Here is a 21,655-nt window from a genome sequence, read left to right as displayed (position 1 = left end):
TCACCCACAGCGCAGCGTAAATATGCACCATGATCACCACAATCAGCGCCACCGCAGAGAAGGAGTGCAGCATCAGCGCGAAGCGGATAACCGGGATGGAGAAGGCCGGCGCAAAGTACGGACGCCAGATGATCACGCCGCTCACCAGCAGCAGCACCAGGAAGATAATCGCCGCCCAGAACACGCATTTCTGGCCGAAGTTATAGCGCCCGGTGTCGCCCACTTCCTCGTTGACGACAATCTTGCGAATATTTTTCGCCCAGAAAATATCGTCCCGGTTGATCAGGTTGTGGTGCCAGTAGCGGAAGAACATGATGATGAACGAAGCAAACATAATCACGCCCACGAACGGGTGCAGAATACGCGCCAGCTGCGGGGTGCCCATGATTTGCATCAGCCAGTTGAAGGACGGGAAGAAAAAGCCCAGCCCGCTTACCGCCGCCAGCACGAAGCAGAAGGCGGTGACCCAGTGGTTGATTCGCTCCGGCGCGGTGTAGCGCACGATGGTGTCACGTCTTTTCATTTGCGCACCTCGTCTTTCTCTTCATCCAGATTGTCCTCTTCCTCTTCCGCGCGGTTCGGACCGACGCCGACGTAGTGGAAGATGCTGGCGGCGAAGGTGGCCGCAAAGCCGACCGCCGCGAGAGGCTTCCAGATCCCTTTCCAGAACTTAACCGTGGCGCTGATTTCCGGGTTCTCCGGCAGGCCGTGGTACAGATTCGGCTTGTCGGCGTGGTGCAGTACGTACATCACGTGCGTGCCGCCAACGCCGGCCGGATCGTACAGGCCCGCGTTGTCGTAGCCGCGGGTTTTCAGCTCGGCGACGCGCTCGCCCGCCAGCGTTTTCATCTCCTCTTTGGAGCCAAAGTGGATAGCGCCGGTCGGGCAGGTTTTCACGCACGCCGGCTCCTGGCCAACGTTAACGCGGTCCACGCACAGCGTGCATTTGTAGACGCGGTTATCTTCCGGGTTCAGGCGCGGCACGTTGAACGGGCAGCCGGCGATGCAGTAGCCGCAGCCGATGCACTGCTCGGACTGGAAGTCGACGATGCCGTTGGCGTACTGAATGATTGCCCCTTCCGCCGGGCAGGCCTTCAGGCAGCCAGGGTCGGCGCAGTGCATACAGCCATCCTTACGGATGAGCCACTCCAGTTTGTCGTTCTGCTCCACTTCCGAGAAGCGCATCACGGTCCAGGATTTGGCGGTCAGGTCGGCGGGGTTATCGTACACCCCGACGTTGTGACCGACTTCATCCCGGATGTCGTTCCACTCGGAACAGGCCACCTGGCAGGCTTTACAGCCGATACAGGTGGTGACGTCGATAAGCTTCGCCACCTCTTCCTGATGGTCCCGCGCGCGGGGCGCGGGGGTGAAGCCGTTAGTCGCGGAACGACGGATAATGTCTTGCGATTGATAAGCCATAATTCGTCTCCGTTACGCCTTTTCCACGTTCACGAGGAAAGCCTTGAACTCCGGCGTCTGCGTGTTCGCATCACCGACAAACGGCGTCAGGGTATTGGCGATAAACCCTTTCTTCGCCACGCCTTCGTAGCCCCAGTGAATCGGAATACCGATAGTATCGATATCCTTACCGTCCGCTTTCAGCGTGCGAATACGCTTGGTCACCACCGCCTTGGCTTTGATATAGCCGCGGTTAGAGGAGACCTTCACGGTATCGCCATGGGCGATGCCGAGCTTGTTCGCCAGCTTCTCGCCGATCTCCACGAACTGTTCCGGCTGCGCGATGGCGTTAAGCAGCGCGTGCTTGGTCCAGTAGTGGAAGTGCTCGGTCAGGCGGTAAGTGGTGCCGACGTAAGGGAATTTATCCGCTTTGCCCATCTGCTCAAGGTCGCCTTTAAAGACGCGCGCGGCCGGGTTCGAGACCACGTTCGGGTGCAGCGGGTTGGTGCCCAGCGGCGTTTCAAACGGCTCGTAGTGTTCCGGGAACGGCCCTTCCGCCATCTTATCGATAGCGAACAGACGCCCCATCCCTTCCGGCTGCATGATAAACGGCCCGACATCGCTGTCCGGCGCCGCGGCGCTGTAGTCTGGAATATCCACGCCGCCCCACTTCGCGCCGTCCCATTTCAGGAGCTGGCGCTTCGGATCCCACGGTTTACCCTGCGGGTCCGCGGAGGCGCGGTTATACAGTATGCGGCGGTTAAGCGGCCACGCCCATGCCCAGCCCAGCGTATTGCCGAGGCCAGACGGATCGGCGTTATCGCGACGCGCCATCTGGTTGCCGTCAGGCGTCCAGCTACCGGCGAAGATCCAGCAGCCGCTGGAGGTGGTGCCGTCATCGCGCAGCTGCGCAAACGAGCTGAGCTGCTGGCCCTTCTTGACGATCACCGCCCCGGTTGCCGGGTCGATAATGTCTGCCAGCGCCTTGCCGTTGCTCTCCATTGCCACTTCTTCCGACGCTGGTTCATGCGGCGTGGCATAGTTCCACGTCATGTTCAGCACCGGTTCCGGCGCCGGTCCGCCCTGTTCGGCGTACATCTTGCGCAGGCGTAAGAAGATACCGGCGAGGATCTCACCGTCGGTGGTCGCAATCCCCGGGGCGTCCGCGCCTTTCCAGTGCCACTGTAGCCAGCGGCCGGAGTTGACGATAGAACCGTTCTCTTCGGCGAAGCAGGTGGACGGCAGGCGGAACACTTCGGTCTGGATTTTCGCCGGATCGACGTCGTTCGACTCCCCGTGGTTTTGCCAGAAGGTGGAGGTTTCGGTGTTGAGCGGGTCGATGGTCACCAGGAACTTCAGCTTCGACAGCGACGCGACAACCTTGTTTTTGTTCGGGAACGAGGCTACCGGGTTAAAGCCCTGGCAGATATAGCCGTTCACTTTGCCCTGGTTCATCATCTCGAAGTATTGCAGGACGTCGTAGCCCTTATCCCACTTCGGCAGCCAGTCAAAGCCCCAGCTGTTTTCCGCCGTGGCTTTATCGCCAAAGAAGGCCTTCATCATGGAGACGAAGAATTTCGGGTAATTACCCCAGTAGTTCACCTGGTCCTTCAACAGCGGTTTCGGCGTGTTGGCGGCGAGGTAGGTTTGCAGGTCAGTCTGTTTCTCGCTCGGCAGCGTCATATAGCCAGGCAGGCTCTGCGACAGCAGCCCCAGGTCGGTGAGACCCTGAATATTGGAGTGGCCGCGCAGGGCGTTTACGCCGCCGCCCGCCATGCCCATATTGCCGAGCAGCAGCTGGATCATCGCCATGGTGCGGATGTTCTGCGCGCCGATGGAGTGCTGCGTCCAGCCCAGCGCGTACAGGAACGAGGCGGTTTTATCGTGCGCGCTGGTTTCCGCGATGTACTCGCAGACTTTGAGGAAGTCGGCTTTTGGCGTGCCGCAGATGTTTTCGACAACTTCTGGCGTATAGCGGGAAACGTGCTGCTTCAGCAGGTTCCAGACGCAGCGCGGATGCTGCAGCGTGGTATCGCGTTTGGCAAAGCCGTTCTCATCCAGCTCATAGTTCCAGGACGTTTTATCGTACTTGCGGGCTTCGGCGTCGTAGCCGCTGAACAGACCGTCTTCAAAGCTGTAATCCTCACGCACGATCAGGCTGGCGTTGGTGTAAGCCTCGGTATATTCACGGTTAATTTTTTCGTTGTTCAACAGGTACAGGATGACGCCTGACAGGAAGGTAATGTCAGTACCGGAACGAATTGGGGTATAGAAATCAGCTACCGCCGCGGTACGCGTAAAGCGCGGATCGATCACAATCAGCTTCGCGCCGTTGCGAATCTTGGCTTCCATCGCCCAGCGGAATCCAACCGGGTGAGCTTCAGCGGCGTTGCCGCCCATCACCACGACGAGATTGGCGTTCTTGATGTCGACCCAGTGGTTGGTCATCGCACCGCGACCAAATGTTGGAGCAAGACTTGCTACCGTTGGTCCGTGTCAGACGCGCGCCTGGTTGTCGACCGCGAGCATACCGAGCGCGCGGGTAAATTTCTGGGTTAAATAACCGGTTTCGTTACTGGAGGCGGAGGCGCACAGCATACCGGTGGTCAGCCAGCGGTTGACGGTGGTGCCTTCGCTATTCTGCGCGACAAAGTTGGCGTCGCGGTCCTCTTTCATCAGCTTAGCGATGCGATCGAACGCTTCATCCCAGCTGATTTGCTGCCATTTATCAGAGCCTGGCGCACGGTATTCCGGAAATTTCAGGCGACTTTCGGAATGGATAAAGTCCACCAGACCGGCCCCTTTAGGGCAGAGCGCGCCACGGTTGACCGGATGGTCCGGGTCACCTTCGATATGGAAGATAGACGCTTTGGCATTTTTTGCGCCGTCGCCGAGGCTGTACATTAACAGCCCACAGCCAACGGAACAGTAAGTGCAGGTGTTACGGGTTTCGCGGGTGCGCAGCAGCTTGTACTGCCGTGTTTCCGCGAGCGCTAAACCGGGCGCAAAGCCCAGCGCCGCCGCCGTGGTTCCTGCCATACCGCCAGCGCAGATCTTAAAGAACTGCCTTCTGCTGACCTGCATGGTTCGCTCCTTGTTTCGACATTGTCACGTATAGTTATTTGCTTTGCGGTAAGGGCCGCAAAGGTTCAGAATTAGGGGTAATTTCCCTCGTTCCCGAAGGGATATAAACAGAATACCACATTGTGTGTATGCCTGTTCCAATACGGTTAAGACAAAGTGAACAAGAAGCCTCTTGAACAAATCGAAAATGTGATTGATATCACAGGTTATCGCCAGGTATCGCTCTGGAAGCGCCAAAATTTGCAACATCCTCAGCCAGACGAGTTAGCTGAAGAGGTACCCGTTGCGCTGGTTTATAACGGCATCTCGCACGTGGTGATGATGGCGACGCCGAAAGACCTGATGCAGTTCGCCGTCGGCTTTTCCTTATCCGAAGGGATTATCGAAAACCGGGGCGAGATTTATGGTATGGACGTCGTTCAGGCCTGTAACGGCCTGGAAGTGCAAATCGAACTCTCCAGCCGCCGCTTTATGGGGCTGAAAGAGCGCCGTCGCGCGCTGGCCGGACGCACCGGCTGCGGCGTATGCGGCGTTGAGCAGCTCAACGATATCGGCAAGCCCGTGCAGCCGCTGCCCTTTACCCAGACGTTCGATCTGGCGAATCTCGATCGCGCGCTGGCGCACCTGCATGATTTTCAGCCGATAGGCCGCCTTACCGGCTGTACTCACGCCGCGGCTTGGGTAAGTCCTTCCGGCGAGCTCGCGGGCGGCCATGAAGACGTGGGTCGCCACGTGGCGCTGGACAAGCTCCTGGGACACCGCACGGAATCAGAAGGCGCCTGGCAGAACGGCGCGGCGCTGGTCTCCAGCCGCGCCAGCTATGAAATGGTGCAGAAGGCGGCCATGTGCGGGGTGGAAATCCTCTTTGCGGTCTCTGCCGCGACCACGCTGGCGGTTGACGTCGCCGGGCGCTGCAACCTGACGCTGGTGGGATTCTGCAAGCCGGGCAGGGCGACCGTTTACACGCATCCGCAGCGGTTAATCGCGGGTTAAATTTAAGTCAGTTTTTTTGAATGATGACAACAAATCCTTCCGCTTTTTGTTTGGCGATGTGAGGGCTACTATTTATCACATCAAGGCACGGCGCCTTATTCAAACAACTAACGTAAAGGGTTTATATCATGAAAAGCATCAAAAATTTTGTCGCAGTTATCGCTCTGGCCGCTTCTTTTGGTTCTTTCGCTGCGGAAACCGTGACCGCGACCGCCGCAACGATGGACGGTGCAGAAGCGAAAATCGCCGCTCAGGCCCAGGCCGCTGGCGCTTCATCTTACAAAATTACCGAAGCGTTTACCGGTAACCGCGTGCACATGACTGCGGAACTGAATAAATAAGCGTAAAGCTACTGTCGAAAGAGCGCCCTTGGGGCGCTTTTTTTGTGTCTGAGATTTATTTCCGGGGGCTTAACGCAGGTGCCTTTGCCGTGAGGGTGGCGATATCAGAATCAAAACAGGCGGAATGCAGCTTTACGCGTTGTTCCCTGCAAGAAGGCAGACAATAGATGAGAAAGCCGTGAACCTTCCTGACGCAAAAAAATGCGCCATTTATCACATTTCTGCCTTTTCATCATCGCTGGGTTTATGGGAGAAAACAGGCAGCCCACCCGCGCAATTATCGCTTCAAGCAACTTAATGATCTTAAAGAAAATAAAAAGATAATTGTTAAGGCGATCTCATTTTATAAAAGAGATATGCATCACAAAAAATGAGGAAATAAACCCACTGTCAATATTAGGCTCGGAGGGATTTATCAGCATATTGTGATCTCTATTGCAAATAACGGTCTTGAACTCAGGGAAAAATGTGGGCAAGCAAAGCAACGGAGACAGGCAATGAAAATTGGCATGGTTATTAGCGGTGGCGATGTTTCTGGAATTAATAACTTTATATTCCAGATAGCCAGACTGGCGAGTGCCGATATCACCCTTTTCAATGGCGGAATACCCGGACTGCTGGATAAAAATCATCACGAAGTCGCCTGGCGCGATCTGGTTGATTTCTCCATTGCCTCTATTCCGATCATTACCTCCGGGCGCACCAGCCGTCGATTGCTGCGCAGTGAATATGAAACAATAGCCAAAAAAATTAAATCGCTGCGCATTGATGTGCTGATTATGGCCGGCGGCGACGGCAGCCTGCAGTTTCTCAATACGCTGAGCGAATTTGATATTAACTGCTTTGGCGTCGGGATGACTATCGATAATGATGTGTACGGCAGTGATTATACCATTGGTTTCTCCACCGCCTGCGAGCAGATTATTAAAGAGGTTTCCCGCTTAAGAAATACCGGAAGAGCATTACCGGGCCGCGTCTTTATGGTCGAAATATTAGGAGGCTATTGTGGAGAGTTAACGCTGCAATCCGCGATTAAATCGAATGCTGATATCGCGCTGATTCCGGAATCGCAGATGCCGTTAGAAACGCTGGCCGAGCGGGTGAAGCATAAGCTGACACAGCAGAATAGCGTGGTGATCCTGTGCTCTGAAGGCTACACCAGGGAGTACTCCCCCGGCTTTCAGGGGGCCATTGATACCATGATTAAGCAGCTTGAACCGCAAATTGGCGTGCGTATTCGTAAAACCATCGTAGGCTACGGTTTGCGCAATGGCGATCCGACCTGCGAAGAAATTTACCAGGGCACGATTATGGCCAGTGAAGTGGTTCGCTGTATTCAGTCAGGGATGAAAAATAAAGCCATCATAATTAATTCAAGCAACAAACCTATTCCGATTGATTTAGTTAGTATGAAAAAACGTCTGGTCGACACTGAAGGACATCATTATAAACTTGCCAAACAACTCAATATTATTTGAGGAGACCCTACATGCTGAAAATTCTATGCGTATGTGGCTGCGGCCTCGGTTCAAGCTTTGCCATTGAAATGACGGCGAAGGCAGTTTTAAAGAAGCTGGAGATTCCAGCACAGATTGAACATACCACTATATCCGAAGCCGGGGCGTTTAAATCAGATATGATTCTGACGCAAAAAACCTTTGCCGATATATTAACGGCGGATGTCAGTGCGGAGGAAATTAAACGCGTGGTGGTACTGCATAAGCTCACGGATAAAGATGAGATTGAAGCTAAGATCGTCGCATTCTTAAAAGAGCGTAACCTGAAGGTAGCGGACTATGAATAGCTTTGTAGAGTTTATCGTTAAAGATTTACTCGGCCAGGCTTCAATATTAATTGCATTTATTGCGATGCTGGGCCTGATTCTGCAAAAAAAATCAGCGGGCAAAACGGCGGAGGGGACGTTTAAAACGCTGCTCGGTTTCTTAATTATGATGGCCGGGATCAACATTATTGTCGCCACGCTAACGTTCCTTAACGATATCTTCACGCAGGGATTCGGCATGAAAGGCTACATTACCGATGTCGCCGCCATAGCCGGATTAGCCAACCGTGAATTAGGTTCCGAAGTCGCGCTGACCCTGATGGTGATTTTTGCCGTCAATATCATTATCGCCCGCCTGACGCCGCTGAAATATATCTTTTTAACCGGCCAGGCGCTGCTGTGGATGGCGACCATCGGCGCGGTGATTGGCTATAAAGCCGGGCTGACCGGACTGCCGTTGATTTTAACCGGCGGTATTTTCGGCGGCGTGATGGCGGTACTGATGCCCGCCCTGGCGCAGCCGGTCGTCAGGCGCATCACCGGTTCCGATGACGTGGCGCTGGGGCATTTCTGCACTATCGGCTATCTGGTGCAGGCGGCGGTGGCTAAAGTGGTGGGTAAAGGTTCTCGCTCAACGGAAGATCTTGAATTACCGGATAACTTTAAGTTCCTCCAGGACACCTATCTCGCGATGGCGGTAGTGATGGTGCCGATGTATCTCATTCCCGCGGTTGCGGCGGGCCCGGAATATATCGCTCAGTTCTCTAATGGCATTAACTACCTGATGTACGCCTTTATGCAGTCCATTCAGTTTGTGGCGGGGGTATTCGTTCTCTACAGCGGCGTGCGCCTGTTGCTCAACGAGCTGGTGCCGGCATTTCGCGGGATTGCGATGCGCATTGTCCCGGACGCTAAGCCTGCGCTCGATTGCCCGGTGCTGTTCCCGTATGCGCCCAATGCGGTGATCGTCGGCTTCCTGGCGACGACCGTCGGCTCCATCATCGGCATGCTGGTGTTCCCGATGTTTGGCCTGGCGATGATCCTGCCCGGTCTGTTAACCAACTTTTTTGCCGGCGGCACGGCGGGCGTCTTCGGTAACGCGCTGGGCGGCCGCCGCGGGGCGATGATTGGCGGCGTCATTCACGGCCTGTTTATTACCTTCCTGCCCGCCATTTTGGTACCGATGCTGGAAAGCTACGGTTTTACCGGCGTCACCTTCAGCGATTCGGACGTCATTAGTTCCGGTCTGGTATTAGGCCACGCCTTCCAGAATAACTGGCTATTTGTCGCCTTGTTCATTGTTTTTGTTGCCGCACTGGCATGGTTCGTAAACGGTAAATCAGCGAAGCCGAAAGGGGAAAATGTTCATGAGTCTGTATAACTTCAACGCTATTCTGAAAATTGCGCAGGAAAGAGATTTTAAAGCCATTGGCTCATTTAATTTGCACTGTATTGAAATGCTGCCCGCCTTTTTTAAAGCGGCGCAACAAAGCGATAGCCCATTAATGATTCAAATCTCTACCGGGACGGCGGAATATCTCGGCTATCGTTTACTGGTGGATGCGGTTCGTTCATTAGCGGAAAGTGAAGACGTGCCGACCTGCCTGCACCTGGATCACTGCTCTGATATTAGCGCCATTGAAACGGCCATGGATGCCGGATTTACATCAGTGATGTACGACGGCTCCCATCTGGATCTGGAAGAGAATATTGGTAATACCCGCATCGTGGTGGAAATGGCGCGCCCGCGGAATATCACGGTAGAAGGCGAGCTGGGGGCGATCGGCGGATCGGAAGACGGCAAAGCCGTGGCCGCGGAGGATATCTGCTTCACCACGGTGGAGGACGCCAAACGCTTTGTGGAGGAGACCCGGGTGGATATGCTGGCGGTCTCCGTGGGCACGGTGCACGGCCTGTATACCGGTAAGGCGCAGATCCAGCACCAGCGGCTGAAAGAGATTAGCGCCGCGACCGGCGTGCCGTTAGTGCTGCACGGCGGCACCGGCGTCAGCGATGAAGATATGCGTCTGGCCGTCACTGAAGGTATCAACAAGGTGAACGTCGGCACTGAAATGAATGTGCAGTGGGTCGATCAATGTAAAAGCACGTTTGAAAAAGGCAAAGTGAACGACAGCGTGCGCAAATTTTTAATTCCGGCGAATAACGCGGTCACCCATGTATTAATGGAAAAAATCGCTCTGTTTAAATAAACGCATATTTTTAAACCGTATTCCGTTGCCCTGTTGTCCGTCGGGGAGGAGCTCGCTATGTTTGAATCTTTGAAAACGCTGTGGAAAAAAGAGAATCAACCCCCGCAGGATTATGACGAACAGTCTCGCCAGCTGGCGGGGGAAATTGCCAGGCTGGAAGGCGAGTTACGGGGCAACCCGGCCAATGGCGAAATACAGAAAGCCTTAATGCTGATGTATAACCGGGCGTTGTCGGTCTATGCCAAAAGTCATACGCATCGCGAGGAAATCGATGCGCTTTTTATACGCATTGATGAGTTACGTAACATTATTCGCCGTAATATATAGGAAGTGATAATGACGATAAAAGAACTGCTTATTGAGGCCGATGCGATTCAGGTCGGCGTCACAGAGTCCGACTGGCAGAAGGTGATCCAGCTGGCGGCCAGCCCGCTGGTTGCAAAAGGCTATATCTCGGCAGATTACGGCCAGGCGGTGATCGATAATACCCTGCATCATGGCGCCTATTACGTGTTTGATGAAGGTGTCGCTATCCCTCACGCCAGGCCGGAATGTGGCGTCAAACGCAACTGCTTCAGCCTTGTGGTGTTGAATAAGCCGATTCAATTTGCCGATAGCGAGAAGGCGGATATCGTCATTATGTTCGGCGCGCAGGACAGCAATACCCATATTGAAGAGGGGATTCGTGCGATTGTCGCTCTGCTTGATAATAACGAGACTATGGCGAAGCTGCGGGCCGCCAGCAGCAGAGAGGAGGTCGTCGCGTTGTTATGAACAGACATCTCACACCCGGCTGCAAAACGGTGATTTTAATTAACGGTATTCCCGCATCGGGTAAAAGCACCGTCACCCGACAGCTATCGGCAGCGTTTAATCTGCCGCAGCTGACCATCGACGGTATTAAGGAGCCGTTTATGGCGTGCTTTACCGGGATCGACCGGACCTTCAACCGGCAGCTGGGCTGCGCCGCGTATGAAGTCATCTGGTCGATCGTCGGCCAGTCGCCGGCAGGCTGTATCTGGCTTATTGACGCCTGGTTTGGCTTTCAACCGCGCGACACGCTACAGCAGCTGCTGCAACACGCGGGCGTTGAAAAAGTGCTGGAGGTCTGGAACCACATCTCGCCTGAGCTTGCGGTGTCGCGCTATGCCAGCCGGTTGCAGGATCGTAAGCCGGGGCACCCGGGCGAGGAGTATCTTCCGGAACTGGCGCAGCTGGCGCAGCAGGCGGAACCGATGCGGCTGGGGCCGGTGTTCACCGTGGATCAGCACAAGCCGCTGGATATGGCGTCCGCTACCAGTTGGATCGAAACACAAATAGCGTAAGCCCTTAAGGGTAACTGCCCGGCGGCGCTTCGCTGGCACGGCCTACAAAAATTGCATAACAACATGATGTTTCGCGTTTCGTAGGCCGGATCAGGCAACGCCCGCCATTCGCAGCAGCGCCGTCGCCACGGCGGCGGCGATAATCACCACGATCAACGGCATCTTACGCCAGGCGAGGAACACCGCCAGACCCACGCCCAGCACCCGCGCCATCCCGGCAAAATGTTCGCCCTCGTAAAAGGTGGTCGCCAGCGCCACGGAAAAGAGCAGCACCGTCGCCGCATCGGAGAGCAGCGCCTGGGCGCGCTCGGAAAACGCCAGCCGGCTGCCGAGCTTCGCCCCGCCTAAACGCATTAAGTAGGTGCCCAGCGACAGAATCGCAATACCGGCGATAAATAGCGTCATATTGCCCATTATTTTTTCCTCGTCAGCAGGCCAAACAGCGACAGCAAAACCGGCAGGCCAACCGGTGCGAATGGAACGGCGGCCAGCGACAGGGCCGCTCCGCTGCAGGCGCGGATCAGGGTGGTGCGGTTTTTAAAGGCCGGCACCACCAGCGCCAGCAGAATCGCCGGGAATACCGCATCGAGGCCAATGGTTTCCGGGGCCGGAAGCAGTTTGCCGACCCCCGCGCCCAGGAGCGCCCCCAACGGCCAGATCAGCGCCACGCCCAGACCGCACAGCCAGTAGGCGGCCCGCCGCTGCTCGGGGGTTTTCTGCGACAGACCAAACACCACGCTTTCATCGTTCATAATATGGCAGCCGAGGAAGCTGGCGGCGCGCTGGCCGACCAGGTCGCGAACCGTCACGCCGAAGGGAATATGCCGCGCGTTGACCAGCAAACCGGCCGCCGCTGCCGCCAGCGGGTTGCCGCCGCTGGCGACAATGCCGATAAACATAAACTCTGAGGCCCCCGCCAGGACGCAAACCGAAAGCACAAAGGGGACCCAAATCGGGAAGCCGTAGGCGACGGCCAGCGAGCCGTAGGACATCCCGACGATGCCTACCGCGAGGCAGACTAAAACAATTGCTCTGAGGGTGTCGCCTTTAAGCGTGGCGAAGTGTTGTTTCATACTCTTTAGCCATATCGAACGAATTTCCATTATAATGAACGCAACAGAAACGCATTTCAAGACGAACGAAACGTTCGTTATAAAAAACACGGAGGGCTGTATGACTCAGCCAATTAGCCTGATTGCTAAAAGCCTGGTGCGGGAACGCGCGCGCACCGGTCTTTCCCTTGCCGAAGTTGCGCGACGGGCGGGCATCGCCAAATCAACGTTATCGCAGCTGGAGTCCGGCAACGGTAACCCGAGCCTGGAAACCCTCTGGGCGCTTTGCGTGGCCCTCGATATACCCTTTGCCCGGCTGCTGGAGCCGCAGGTGAATACCACCCAAGTGATCCGCCGTGGCGAGGGAACGAAAGTGATCGCCGAGCAGGCAAACTATCAGGCGATTTTACTGGCCGCCTGCCCGCCGGGCGCGCGGCGCGATATCTATCTCCTGCTGACCCAGCCGGGCGCGGACCGCATTTCCCATCCTCATCCGCCGGGTTCGGTGGAGCATATTATTGTCACCCAGGGGCGCGCGCGGGTCGGCCTGACGGAAGCGCCGGAGGAGCTGGGAGAGGGAGATTACATCTGCTATCCGGCGGATCGGGAGCACGTTTTCCAGGCGCTGGAGCCGGATACCCAAGCGCTGCTGGTCGCCGAGCAGAACTAGTAAGGCCCGACACTGGGCCTTCGGTGTGGCAAAACAGGCGTCAGGTAAAAGGGATTGTCAGGCGCGCGCGTGATGATTGATATCGCCATTGGCCGTTTTCTGCAGGGCAATAGCGATAGGGCAGGAGAGGTCGAGCTGCCGGGGATGATAGCCGCGCTGCAGCAGCCAGAACCATTCTCCTCCGGCCGCTGGCTCCAGCCCCATATCGGTAAAACCTGCTCGCCACAGCCTGGGTCGTAGCGACATCAGCGCGCCATCCACGCGCGCCCGGATATAAATCAGTTTACGGGCCGGCAGTCGGGAAATCTCGTCCACCATCTGTTGTGTTGATATATTCATCGTGACGTCCACCCGATCATCACAAAGGGCAATTTCAATGGGGGCTGCACAGGTTTCCCTGGCGGCCGGGATCTGCGCCGCGCCAAATTTTTCCTTTAGCAAGTTTATCCAAGCGTCATCGCGGCTATCACCCGCGGTGAGCGGGACGGGGCGTGGATGCAGGGGTAATACGCCGAGGATAATGCTTTCACGCAGGCCGGATTGAAAGGGGGAGGGAACGTAATCTCTGAGCAACCCCGTTGAGTAAAAGCCCAGCCTCTGCGCCAGGCGCTGCGAGTGTGGATGGCTGGACACCATTTTGATGGTTAGCGTGTCCAGGCCAAGCCTGCTTGCGGCAAGACGCAAATATTCCCCCAGTTGGGTGGCTACGCCCCGGTTCCTGAAGGCGGGATGCACCGCGAACATGGCCAGTTCGGCCGTCTGCTTATCCGCGTGGTGCCGCCATAAGGCGGCATGCCCGATGATGATGCCATTCTGTTCGGCTACCGCGCTGTGCCATTCGTCCCGGGCGTTGCGCCAGCCAATCAGGCTGGGCATATAGATATCAGGATAGACATAGCGATCGCCATAAACCGTGCGAAATAAGGCGCTGATGCCTTCGCCATCTTGTCGCTGGAACGCTCTGATTTCAATCATTTCACCCCCTCCTGCGCGAGGTAGGCGCGTTTGTCGATCACCCGCTGCAGCTTACCGGTTCGGGTATTGCGGATAAGTTCCGCCTGGCTGCACCAGTGAATCTGAACGCACAGCTGGCCGGCAGCCTGTAGTTCTGCGAGAGCGTGATCCCTGGCGAGTAATTGATCGCAGAGCCTATCGGCCTGCTGCCGGGTACCGGAAAAGGCGATACGTAAGCTCAACCGATCCCGGTTATCGGCGTGTTCCAGTATCAGCTGCCACTGCTGCTGCCCCATCTCTTCCGTAATAAGAGCCGCTATTTCATCAGGAAACAGCGAAGCGTAACCTACCCGCAAGCGGTGCCCGAGGCTACTGCGCCCCTGCAAAATAAACTTGCGATGTTGGCTTCCCGGAGGTTCGCGCCAGGCGGCCAGATCGCCTACCGGATAGCGAATCAGCGGCATCAGCGTGCGCGTGAGGCTGGTGACCACCAGCATTCCGGAACGATTAATTTCGTCGATCGGCTCGCCCGTCGCTTCATCAATAATTTCCACGATAGTTTCGGGTTCAAAGACCCGATGCTCGTCCGCCAGGCAATCCGGCGTGCTGAGTCCGATAAGCCCGGCATCCACGCAGGCGCAGCCGATAGAAGCAATACGGGCGTTGGGAAAGGCGGATTTCAGCAGCTGTAGCTGTTCAGTAAAAAGACTCTCGCTGCCGTAAAGGATGGTCTCGATGCCGGGCAGCCGGCGGTTTTTTCCAGCGAGCTCTGCCGCATATTGCAACAGCATCGCCGGGACGCCCGCCAGCACGTTGATATCGTGCTGGACGATCTGTTCGGTGAGGGTGTGCAGTTCTAGCGATCCGGTGAAAGGGTACTCGCATACCGGTATCGACATGTGCGAAAGCGCGCCGTGGATAAATAAGAAGCTCGCGTACAAATCACCGGCGAAAAATAAATTCGCCACCCGCGCGCCTGGCTTCAGCTGACTGGAGAGGCTGCGGCCAAAACTGGTGACGAACGCACGCCACTCCTGGCGGGAAAAAACCGACAGCTTGCCGCCGCCGGTGGTGCCGCCGGTCTTAAAGACAATACCATCCTCCACTGGCCCGGTGAGGACGGGCCAGTTTTTCAGACCCTGGCTCCCCTCCCAGTAGCGTTGGGGATTGATAAGCGGCAGGTCCGTCAGCCGCCAGCCGCGGGGGGCGAGATGGCGATAGTGTTCGGCATAGAAAGGCGAGCGGCAGCGAACAAGCTGGACAAGCTGTTCGAGACTCGGTGGATTGACGGCCATTTCTTCCATGCGGGTGGAGAGCGGGTCGACGCGACCCATCATCTTTGCTGTTGTCATATTCAAATATCCTTATTGTGAACCGATCGGCGGGGAGTGCGCTCAGCGGCGTTTATCAATGACCAGCGGCGTTTTGCCGCTTTGCGGATGCCGTTCAAATTCGCTGAACGGGCGGCTGGTCACAGCCAGCTCCAGCAAATGGGCGTCCAATGCCATTTTGAGCTCAGGGTCGGTGCAGACACGCTGTTTGACGGTATCAATATTGCCGTCGGTGAAGATGTGGATGCATTCGAGCCCGCTGCGCGGATTATGTTGAAGAATCAATTGAACAGGGGCATCGGCGAGCGTCGCCAGCCGCTGGGGCTGAATAAACATTGTGCCGATACGCACAAGGCTGCCGTGGCGGCCTAAAAGCTCAAAGCGGGGGCTGGGGGCACCGCAGGGGCATTCGCCCGGCAGCCAACGGCCCATATCGCCGATGTCATAGCGAATAACCTTCTGACCCTCGCGGGCCGTCGAAGTAAAGAGCAGGCGGCCGGCTTCGCCGGGCGCGACGGGCCGATCGTCGAGCGGGTCGACAATCTCCAGCCATTGAATATCCGTCATCAGATGAAATATGCCATCCGGGCAATGCGCGCAGGCATGCCCCAGCGGCCCGGCATCAACCGAACCATACAGCGCCGAGCGAATGGTTTTTACCCCGAAACCATGAATATAGTCACGCTGGGCAGCTCCCATATGTTCGCCGCCCAGCAGCAGTTTCTGAATACCGCCGTAGTCGCGAAGAATAGCTTCTTCTCGCGTAAAGAGCTGATACAGCGTGCTGGGCATACCAATGAGCGTGGTGACGCCCTGGTTCACAATGGTCCGGGCGATCTCGTGATAGTCATCGTCATGAGGCCCACCCATGGGAAGATGGGTTACCTCAAGCATTTCCAGTACGGTGAAGAAACTGAGTAAACCCCCGTAGAGATTGCCCGCGTACATCAAATTGAGCACTTTGTCGCGGGCGGGATCCAGCCCGGCGGCGAACATGCCTGCGGCGGCGGCCTGCATCTGGCGGCGATAGTCGCGATAGGTAAACCCGGCGAGTTTAGGCATGCCGCTGCTGCCGCCGCTGCGAAAGAAAAGCTGAGCGCTGGAGTGCATGGCGTGCTGCAGGAAGTCCGTTTTATCCATAATCGGCAGCGCCGTCAGCACCGGCGGCGGCGGGTTCGCATCGAGCGTGGCTTGCTGCGGCAGGACATCGGCATCCAGCGTCACGGTGACCCGGCGAGCCAGCTGGCTTAAGGCGTAAACGCCGTCATGCGGTTCGCCGTGATAGCCGTCATGCATTTTACCGACGGGGGTAATTCGATTGACGCCAGCTGCCAGCAGCAGTTGGCTGAAGGGGATTCTGTCCCGATCGGCGGCAATCAGCCCGCAGGTTTGCAGGTGGGTTCGCCAGGGGCGCAGCGTTTGCATCACTTTATTTTGCGGTAGCGGCCGCAGCAGGATGGTTCGAAATAGCGGTGAAGGCGTTATGGCTGACATGTTTTGCAGAATGATGCGCCAGCCGTCTCCTGCCAGTAGAGCGTTGTCGGCCCCGGCAAATACGGCGTCCAGCTGCGCGAAGGCGACGGCGCTGGTAATATCCGCTGCCGCCTTTTCATCGGGGATTAACGGTTGCCAACGTGCGTGACGGCGCCGCATGGCCTGCGCCAGTCTGTTGCCAATATCCTGCAATACCGCCGACTCATCGCTATCAACAAAAACAATTTGCGGGCTGGAACACGCCTGCTGGTCAAAGCAGCAAACGTCATCCGCCAGCGCGAGAAGGTTTTCTTCATTAACGGCATCCGGTTGTAGCCAGGCAAAGCTGATTTTATGCCCCCAGGGGATCCAGCGGCATCCGCCAGGGAGCTGTTGGCGAATCGCGTCGAGCGCGGTATCGCCACCCCAGGCCGATACCCCATCGGCGTGGGTAAGCAGCAGGGAAAGGCGCGTGGTCTCCACGGGAATTACGGCGACGAAGTTAGCCAGCTGGCCCGTTAAATCGAAATGGGTAAATGCCTCAAGCAGATCGATGGTCATCCCTTGTTCGCTGGCGCTTGGGCGTAGCCAGTTAATATTGCCGACCAGCAGACTCTCAATTATTGCGAAGAAAGGGAGCAGTTCCGCATTGGCCGGGGTGATATGCACCACGACGCCCAGAGGACGCCAGCCTTCAAACAGCGGTTCACGGTAGTTGATGCGGCGCACGGAAAAGGGGTTTTCGCCCAGCTCATGCTCGAGTTTTTGGCGCAGGGCGTCAGGTTGACAAAACCTTCTGACCTCTTCCCGATAAGCCGGGCCCAGTTGAGGGAGGAAAGCGTGGTCTTTTAGCTGTTCGATAAAGCGCCCGGCGCAGGCAAGTACGGTTTCCGGACGCGGCGGTTGACTCAGCGCGCTATCCAGCCCGCTCGTTAATATATCTATGGCCTCTTCCGGCGTGAACGATGAATAGGTTTTTCCCTGAATGAGATACATATTAATTTCCCTTAATCAGTTCTGACGCCGCCAGTGCGCAGCTACGTGCTTTGTTATGGCTGGCCCGACCCAGCAGTTCAAACCAGTCCGTGGTTAACCCGCATCCGCACTCTTCGGCGCGGTGCAGCACCGCAAGGTCGCTCATGACCACGCTGTGCGCAGGGCTGGAGGTGATATAAGGCGACACAAACTGGATAAAACCGCGCTGTCCATACCCTTTCACCGCCAGGGAGGCGGTATCGCGGATCCAGGCGCGGGAATAAACGGGAACATGGAAATGGTGGTGCGCGCATTCAATGTAGGGCACGCAGTGCTCCACAGAACCATAGCCGTCGCGGCATCGGCTATCCGGGATCCCGAGCTGCCGGGTCAGTCGGGCGTAAAACGCGGATTTAGGGATTTCGCGGTCGGCATGCGTTTTCCAGCCGCCGCCGAAAAAGGCCAGCGATTGAGGATGCAGCTGGAGCGGCGGAAGCTGCATTTCGCGCATCCGTTCAAGTACGAACCACATAAAGGCCGGGAACCCCAGGATGCGCACCGGTAACCCCTCTTCAGCAAACTCCCGTAAAGCGCGAATAACGCCAAAAGGGTCGAACTCATGCCCGCTGCCGCTGTGACGCAGCGCGTAAACGGCGCGTTTAACCGGCGCGTATTTACACAAGAACTGGTCGGTAAAAGAGGTGCCAAGCGTAATGATATCGGCGGGTTCGTAGCTGAGGAGCAGGTAGTTGCAGGGAACTTCGGGCGTTTCCCAGCCATAGTGGCGGAAAATGCGATCGACCATTCCCTGAGCGGCTCCGATGCTGCGCTCATCATAGCGCATACGACTTTTCTGTCCGCTGGTACCGGAAGAGGTGAGTTCAAGCGCATCCTCACCGGAACGGCTGATGAGCAGATTTTTTTTAAAGTAGTTGGCAAAGATCGGCGGTAGCTGCGACCACGAGTCTATATTCGCCGCATCGGCCTGAATATGGTGGTGGGCCAGCCACTGGCGATAGCCCGGCGTATTCATAACATGAAATGCGACGATTTCGCGCATGGCTGCATCAAAGAGCCGTTGTGAATCGCTATCTTCATGATAAGGTCGGTCGAGTGCGCAGAGGGCATCGACGCAGGATAACGTGTCCATTTTATTCATCCTTAATAAAAAGTCGTCCGTGGGTGATTAATGGCCTGAAGCTGTTATTTTCGTTTTACTCCTCTTCTGCCTGGTGAATATATTCACTATAATGAATAATGCTGCCAGCATCGGAATAGTGGCCGCGGTAATATATGCGATGAGGTTATTACCAGCGCCCAAGCCAGCCATTAACGCCCCCCCGAGGCTAAAAATAGCGACGGAAATCATGCCTATCATTGCCGATACCGAACCTTTTCCATGCTCGCTGGAAAATAGCGTAAGACGATACAGTGTGGCATTGCAGATGCCCAGGCCGAAAGCATAAATAGCCATGCCGATAATCAGCGTAATAATATTTTGCCATATTAGCGTCATGACCAGCGCCAGCGTTATTCCGATGAATACGGGGAAGAGTGAAAAGTATAATAACTGCTCCGGCTTAAATTTTTCTGCGGTAAAGTTAAGAACGATATTCCCCGCAATCAACGCACCAAAAATAGGTAATTGCCATAGCGCGTACTCCAGCATGCTCATTTTTAGATGATGCACCAGCAGCAGTGGGGAGAGCGCGATCCACGCCATCAGCGGCAGCCCGATAAGGCCAAGCGCAACGCTGCCGAATAGACAGCGTGGGTTCGTAAGCAAATCACCATAAGCGCGCGCGAGGGTTTTTACCTCGAGCGGCTGACATTCAATTTTACTGCCATCTTGACGTACTACGCCGATCGTTTCCGGCATCCAGCGTAGCAAACCGAACCAGGCGAGCGCCGCCATCAACGCGATAGCAATAAAAAGCGTGCGCCATGACAGGTATGAAAGTACAACGCTACCGACCAAAGGGCCAAACAGCGGCGACAGCAGCGCGATATTGGCAAACAGGGCAATTAAGCGGATAGCATCCGATTCGTTGAATGCTTCCTGCAGGGCCGGATAGCTTACCACCACCACAAACCCCAAACCTATTCCCTGAATAAACCGCAGGAGAGTAAAAACCTGGATATTGTCTACCCATGGCGTGGCCAGGCAGGAAACAGAAAAAAGCGCACAGCCGATGAGTAATAAAGGCCGGCGGCCAAATCTATCCGACGCTGGTCCAATAAGCCACTGAAAGCTTACGCCGCCAAGTAAATAGGCGTTGAGCGACCACGGTACGTAATAAGTCTGAGCATTTAAATCTTTAATAACGGTTAACATTCCCGGCATCACTACATCGCTGGCGACATAAGTTAACAGCTCGAATGTTGAAAGAAATAAACAAAAAAATAAAGCGTGCCGCGAAGAGACCGGCAGTAGTGAGTTATACATAAAACCCTATTATTAACATATTTCATTATATTGCTTTTATATCACCCCCTCTTTTTAATAACTTTATCAAGTGATTCTTAGTTGATAAATATCAATGAACAGGCTGTGTTCATGTTTGTTTTAACTGTGAATTATAATTTCGATACATACTTCATATTTTAATTAAAAATAAATTGAATGATTTATGGGGGTTAAATACGCATTTTCCAGGCGCAGCGTTATTTTTCCAGGGTTGAGTTATTAAGTCATTCATCTATCAACGATATGATTTGTATAGAGTAAAACCTGTCGGATTCAAATATATTCAGCCTGGTGAATGACAGCGCGTATTGCTCCCTTACTTACGGAGAAGGTGGCGTTTAATTTACAGCATCATTTACTAAAAGCGTTTCGCGTCCCTCATCTTTCGTTACGTATCATCAGGCGTTGCGAGCGCGATATTCAGGTAGTGCCGCGCGGCGTCGCTCTTGCTGGACGCCATGCCCGTATTGCGGGACACTAGCCGCATTCTTCCGCGAAGACAGGCATACTATGTCGCTGAAAGCCATTGCTAAAGAACTTGGGATCTCGGTAACGACCGTCAGCCGTGCGTTAAACGGCTATGATGATGTGTCGCAGGAGACGCGCGCCCGCGTGGAAGCGGAGGCCCAGCGCCGTGGATATCGGCCAAATACCTTCGCCCGCCGCCTGAAAATGGGCAAAATCGACGCCGTTGGCCTCGTTTTCCCCGTGCGTCCCGCGCCGTTGAATAACAACGTCTTTCTTGAAATGGTGGGCGAAATCAGCCACGAACTGGCGCGCTACGAGATTGATTTACTGCTGATTGCCGATGATGAACAGGCCGATAAGCACGGCTATATGCGTATGGTGCAGAGCCGCCGCGTCGATGCGCTGATCGTCGCGCATACGCTGGATGATGACCCGCGTCTGATTCAACTCCTCTCCGCCGGCTTTCCTTTTCTGGCGCTGGGCCGCAGCCGCCTGCCGCAGCCCTACGCCTGGTTTGATTTCGATAACCAGGCGGGAACGTACCGCGCCACCCGTCATCTGATTAGCCAGGGGCATCAGCGCATCGCGCTGCTGAGCGAAAATAACAATCAGGCGTTTATTACCCAGCGCCGCAACGGTTACCTGCAGGCGCTGCGCGAAGCGGGCCTGGCGGAAACCTGGCTGCGCAGCGTGCCGCCCACCCGCCGCGGCGGGTTTCAGGCAACGATGGAGCTGCTGCGCTTGCCGGAACCGCCAACGGCGATTGTCACCGATTGCAACACCCACGGCGACGGCGCGGCGATGGCCCTGGCTCAGCTCGGACGCCTCACCGGCGCCGATTGCGTCTCGCTGGTGGTTTACGACGGCTTGCCGCAGGACAGTATCATCGAAACCCCGGTGGGCGCGGTGGTTCAGTCCACCCGGCAGGGCGTGGGCCGCCAGATTGCCACCATGGTCCGCCGCTTAATCGCCGGCGAGGATCTCGCCTCTCTCCAGGTGCTCTGGCAGCCTGAATTTATCCCTGGCGAAACCGCCTGATTCCCCTCCCGTCAGATTAATTTCCTGAACTCGATCACGGATCCGAAACGTTTTGGTTGGCGTCCGAAACGTTTCGGATCAACAGTAAGG

21 protein-coding genes are annotated in these 21,655 nt (G+C 55.9%); 11 read left to right on the top strand and 10 right to left on the bottom strand.

The features are described from left to right. The 3 genes from fdoI to fdnG all read right to left on the bottom strand — a co-directional run. Positions 1 to 523: formate dehydrogenase cytochrome b556 subunit (gene fdoI / locus HMPREF1144_RS18915; RefSeq protein ID WP_009653644.1), on the bottom strand; the 523-nt coding region annotated here is incomplete at its 3' end. After that, positions 520 to 1,422: a formate dehydrogenase subunit beta gene (fdxH, locus tag HMPREF1144_RS18910; protein ID WP_004122548.1), complete on the bottom strand. Its 903-nt coding sequence runs from the start codon at positions 1,420 to 1,422 to the stop codon at positions 520 to 522. The genes fdoI and fdxH, both read right to left, overlap by 4 nt. Before the next feature lie 12 nt (positions 1,423 to 1,434). Then, complete coding sequence (gene fdnG / locus HMPREF1144_RS18905; protein WP_157214914.1) at positions 1,435 to 4,485, bottom strand: formate dehydrogenase-N subunit alpha; 3,051 nt, start codon at positions 4,483 to 4,485, stop codon at positions 1,435 to 1,437. A 156-nt stretch (positions 4,486 to 4,641) separates the two neighbouring features. Here fdnG and fdhD point away from each other — a divergent pair, with 156 nt between their 5' ends. The 9 genes from fdhD to HMPREF1144_RS18855 all read left to right on the top strand — a co-directional run bounded on the left by fdhD (position 4,642) and on the right by HMPREF1144_RS18855 (position 11,137). Continuing rightward, on the top strand, positions 4,642 to 5,478 hold the full coding sequence (gene fdhD / locus HMPREF1144_RS18895) for a formate dehydrogenase accessory sulfurtransferase FdhD (RefSeq protein ID WP_004855878.1): 837 nt from the start codon (positions 4,642 to 4,644) through the stop codon (positions 5,476 to 5,478). A 128-nt stretch (positions 5,479 to 5,606) separates the two neighbouring features. Beyond that, complete coding sequence (locus HMPREF1144_RS18890) at positions 5,607 to 5,819, top strand: YdgH/BhsA/McbA-like domain containing protein (protein ID WP_009653655.1); 213 nt, start codon at positions 5,607 to 5,609, stop codon at positions 5,817 to 5,819. Positions 5,820 to 6,316: 497 nt separating this feature from the next. Next, positions 6,317 to 7,297, top strand: coding sequence for a 6-phosphofructokinase (locus HMPREF1144_RS18885; protein ID WP_004855882.1), 981 nt, complete (start codon positions 6,317 to 6,319; stop codon positions 7,295 to 7,297). Between the two features lie 11 nt (positions 7,298 to 7,308). After that, positions 7,309 to 7,623, top strand: a complete 315-nt coding sequence (locus HMPREF1144_RS18880) for a PTS sugar transporter subunit IIB (RefSeq protein ID WP_009653651.1) — start codon at positions 7,309 to 7,311, stop codon at positions 7,621 to 7,623. Further along, the gene (locus HMPREF1144_RS18875) at positions 7,616 to 8,983 is read left to right on the top strand and encodes a PTS sugar transporter subunit IIC (protein ID WP_004127157.1); all 1,368 of its coding nucleotides are present in this window, start codon (positions 7,616 to 7,618) and stop codon (positions 8,981 to 8,983) included. Before HMPREF1144_RS18880 ends, HMPREF1144_RS18875 begins: the two co-directional genes overlap by 8 nt. After that, complete coding sequence (locus HMPREF1144_RS18870; protein ID WP_009653627.1) at positions 8,970 to 9,812, top strand: class II fructose-bisphosphate aldolase; 843 nt, start codon at positions 8,970 to 8,972, stop codon at positions 9,810 to 9,812. Before HMPREF1144_RS18875 ends, HMPREF1144_RS18870 begins: the two co-directional genes overlap by 14 nt. A gap of 57 nt (positions 9,813 to 9,869) precedes the next feature. After that, positions 9,870 to 10,139, top strand: coding sequence for a hypothetical protein (locus HMPREF1144_RS18865; protein ID WP_004855891.1), 270 nt, complete (start codon positions 9,870 to 9,872; stop codon positions 10,137 to 10,139). Between the two features lie 9 nt (positions 10,140 to 10,148). Continuing rightward, on the top strand, positions 10,149 to 10,586 hold the full coding sequence (locus HMPREF1144_RS18860) for a PTS sugar transporter subunit IIA (RefSeq protein ID WP_004855893.1): 438 nt from the start codon (positions 10,149 to 10,151) through the stop codon (positions 10,584 to 10,586). Beyond that, entirely contained in the window at positions 10,583 to 11,137 is a 555-nt protein-coding gene (locus tag HMPREF1144_RS18855) for an AAA family ATPase (protein WP_009653662.1), read from the top strand. Before HMPREF1144_RS18860 ends, HMPREF1144_RS18855 begins: the two co-directional genes overlap by 4 nt. 90 nt (positions 11,138 to 11,227) lie before the next feature. Here HMPREF1144_RS18855 and HMPREF1144_RS18850 read toward each other — a convergent pair whose 3' ends face one another. Beyond that, positions 11,228 to 11,551 (bottom strand): AzlD domain-containing protein, encoded by a 324-nt coding sequence (locus HMPREF1144_RS18850; RefSeq protein ID WP_009653628.1) that lies wholly within the window; start codon positions 11,549 to 11,551, stop codon positions 11,228 to 11,230. Further along, positions 11,551 to 12,210, bottom strand: a complete 660-nt coding sequence (locus tag HMPREF1144_RS18845; protein ID WP_009653646.1) for an AzlC family ABC transporter permease — start codon at positions 12,208 to 12,210, stop codon at positions 11,551 to 11,553. Before HMPREF1144_RS18845 ends, HMPREF1144_RS18850 begins: the two co-directional genes overlap by 1 nt. A gap of 100 nt (positions 12,211 to 12,310) precedes the next feature. On the opposite strand from HMPREF1144_RS18845, the gene HMPREF1144_RS18840 reads away from it, so the two are divergent. Continuing rightward, positions 12,311 to 12,859, top strand: a complete 549-nt coding sequence (locus HMPREF1144_RS18840) for a helix-turn-helix domain-containing protein (protein ID WP_004855902.1) — start codon at positions 12,311 to 12,313, stop codon at positions 12,857 to 12,859. 57 nt (positions 12,860 to 12,916) lie between these two features. Here HMPREF1144_RS18840 and HMPREF1144_RS18835 read toward each other — a convergent pair whose 3' ends face one another. From HMPREF1144_RS18835 to HMPREF1144_RS18815, 5 genes are read right to left on the bottom strand one after another with little or no spacing between them, the layout of a single operon-like run. Then, a complete protein-coding gene (locus HMPREF1144_RS18835) occupies positions 12,917 to 13,834 on the bottom strand; it encodes a GNAT family N-acetyltransferase (protein WP_009653624.1) in 918 nt (305 codons plus the stop codon). Next, the gene (locus tag HMPREF1144_RS18830; protein WP_009653629.1) at positions 13,831 to 15,165 is read right to left on the bottom strand and encodes a phenylacetate--CoA ligase family protein; all 1,335 of its coding nucleotides are present in this window, start codon (positions 15,163 to 15,165) and stop codon (positions 13,831 to 13,833) included. Before HMPREF1144_RS18830 ends, HMPREF1144_RS18835 begins: the two co-directional genes overlap by 4 nt. A gap of 42 nt (positions 15,166 to 15,207) precedes the next feature. Continuing rightward, complete coding sequence (locus HMPREF1144_RS18825) at positions 15,208 to 17,613, bottom strand: acyl-CoA reductase (RefSeq protein WP_009653653.1); 2,406 nt, start codon at positions 17,611 to 17,613, stop codon at positions 15,208 to 15,210. A gap of 1 nt (position 17,614) precedes the next feature. Next, positions 17,615 to 18,742 carry an acyl-protein synthase gene (locus HMPREF1144_RS18820; protein WP_009653652.1) on the bottom strand — a complete coding sequence of 376 codons (1,128 nt, stop codon included), beginning with the start codon at positions 18,740 to 18,742 and terminating at the stop codon, positions 17,615 to 17,617. A gap of 36 nt (positions 18,743 to 18,778) precedes the next feature. Then, positions 18,779 to 20,038 carry an MdfA family multidrug efflux MFS transporter gene (locus tag HMPREF1144_RS18815; protein ID WP_004855912.1) on the bottom strand — a complete coding sequence of 420 codons (1,260 nt, stop codon included), beginning with the start codon at positions 20,036 to 20,038 and terminating at the stop codon, positions 18,779 to 18,781. Between the two features lie 426 nt (positions 20,039 to 20,464). On the opposite strand from HMPREF1144_RS18815, the gene HMPREF1144_RS18810 reads away from it, so the two are divergent. Next, the gene (locus tag HMPREF1144_RS18810) at positions 20,465 to 21,565 is read left to right on the top strand and encodes a substrate-binding domain-containing protein (protein WP_258540147.1); all 1,101 of its coding nucleotides are present in this window, start codon (positions 20,465 to 20,467) and stop codon (positions 21,563 to 21,565) included. The last annotated feature ends 90 nt before the right edge of the window (positions 21,566 to 21,655 follow it).

Source organism: Klebsiella sp. OBRC7, assembly GCF_000293135.1.
Lineage (GTDB): Bacteria > Pseudomonadota > Gammaproteobacteria > Enterobacterales > Enterobacteriaceae > Klebsiella > Klebsiella michiganensis.
This window is presented reverse-complemented; position numbering and strand designations above follow the sequence as displayed.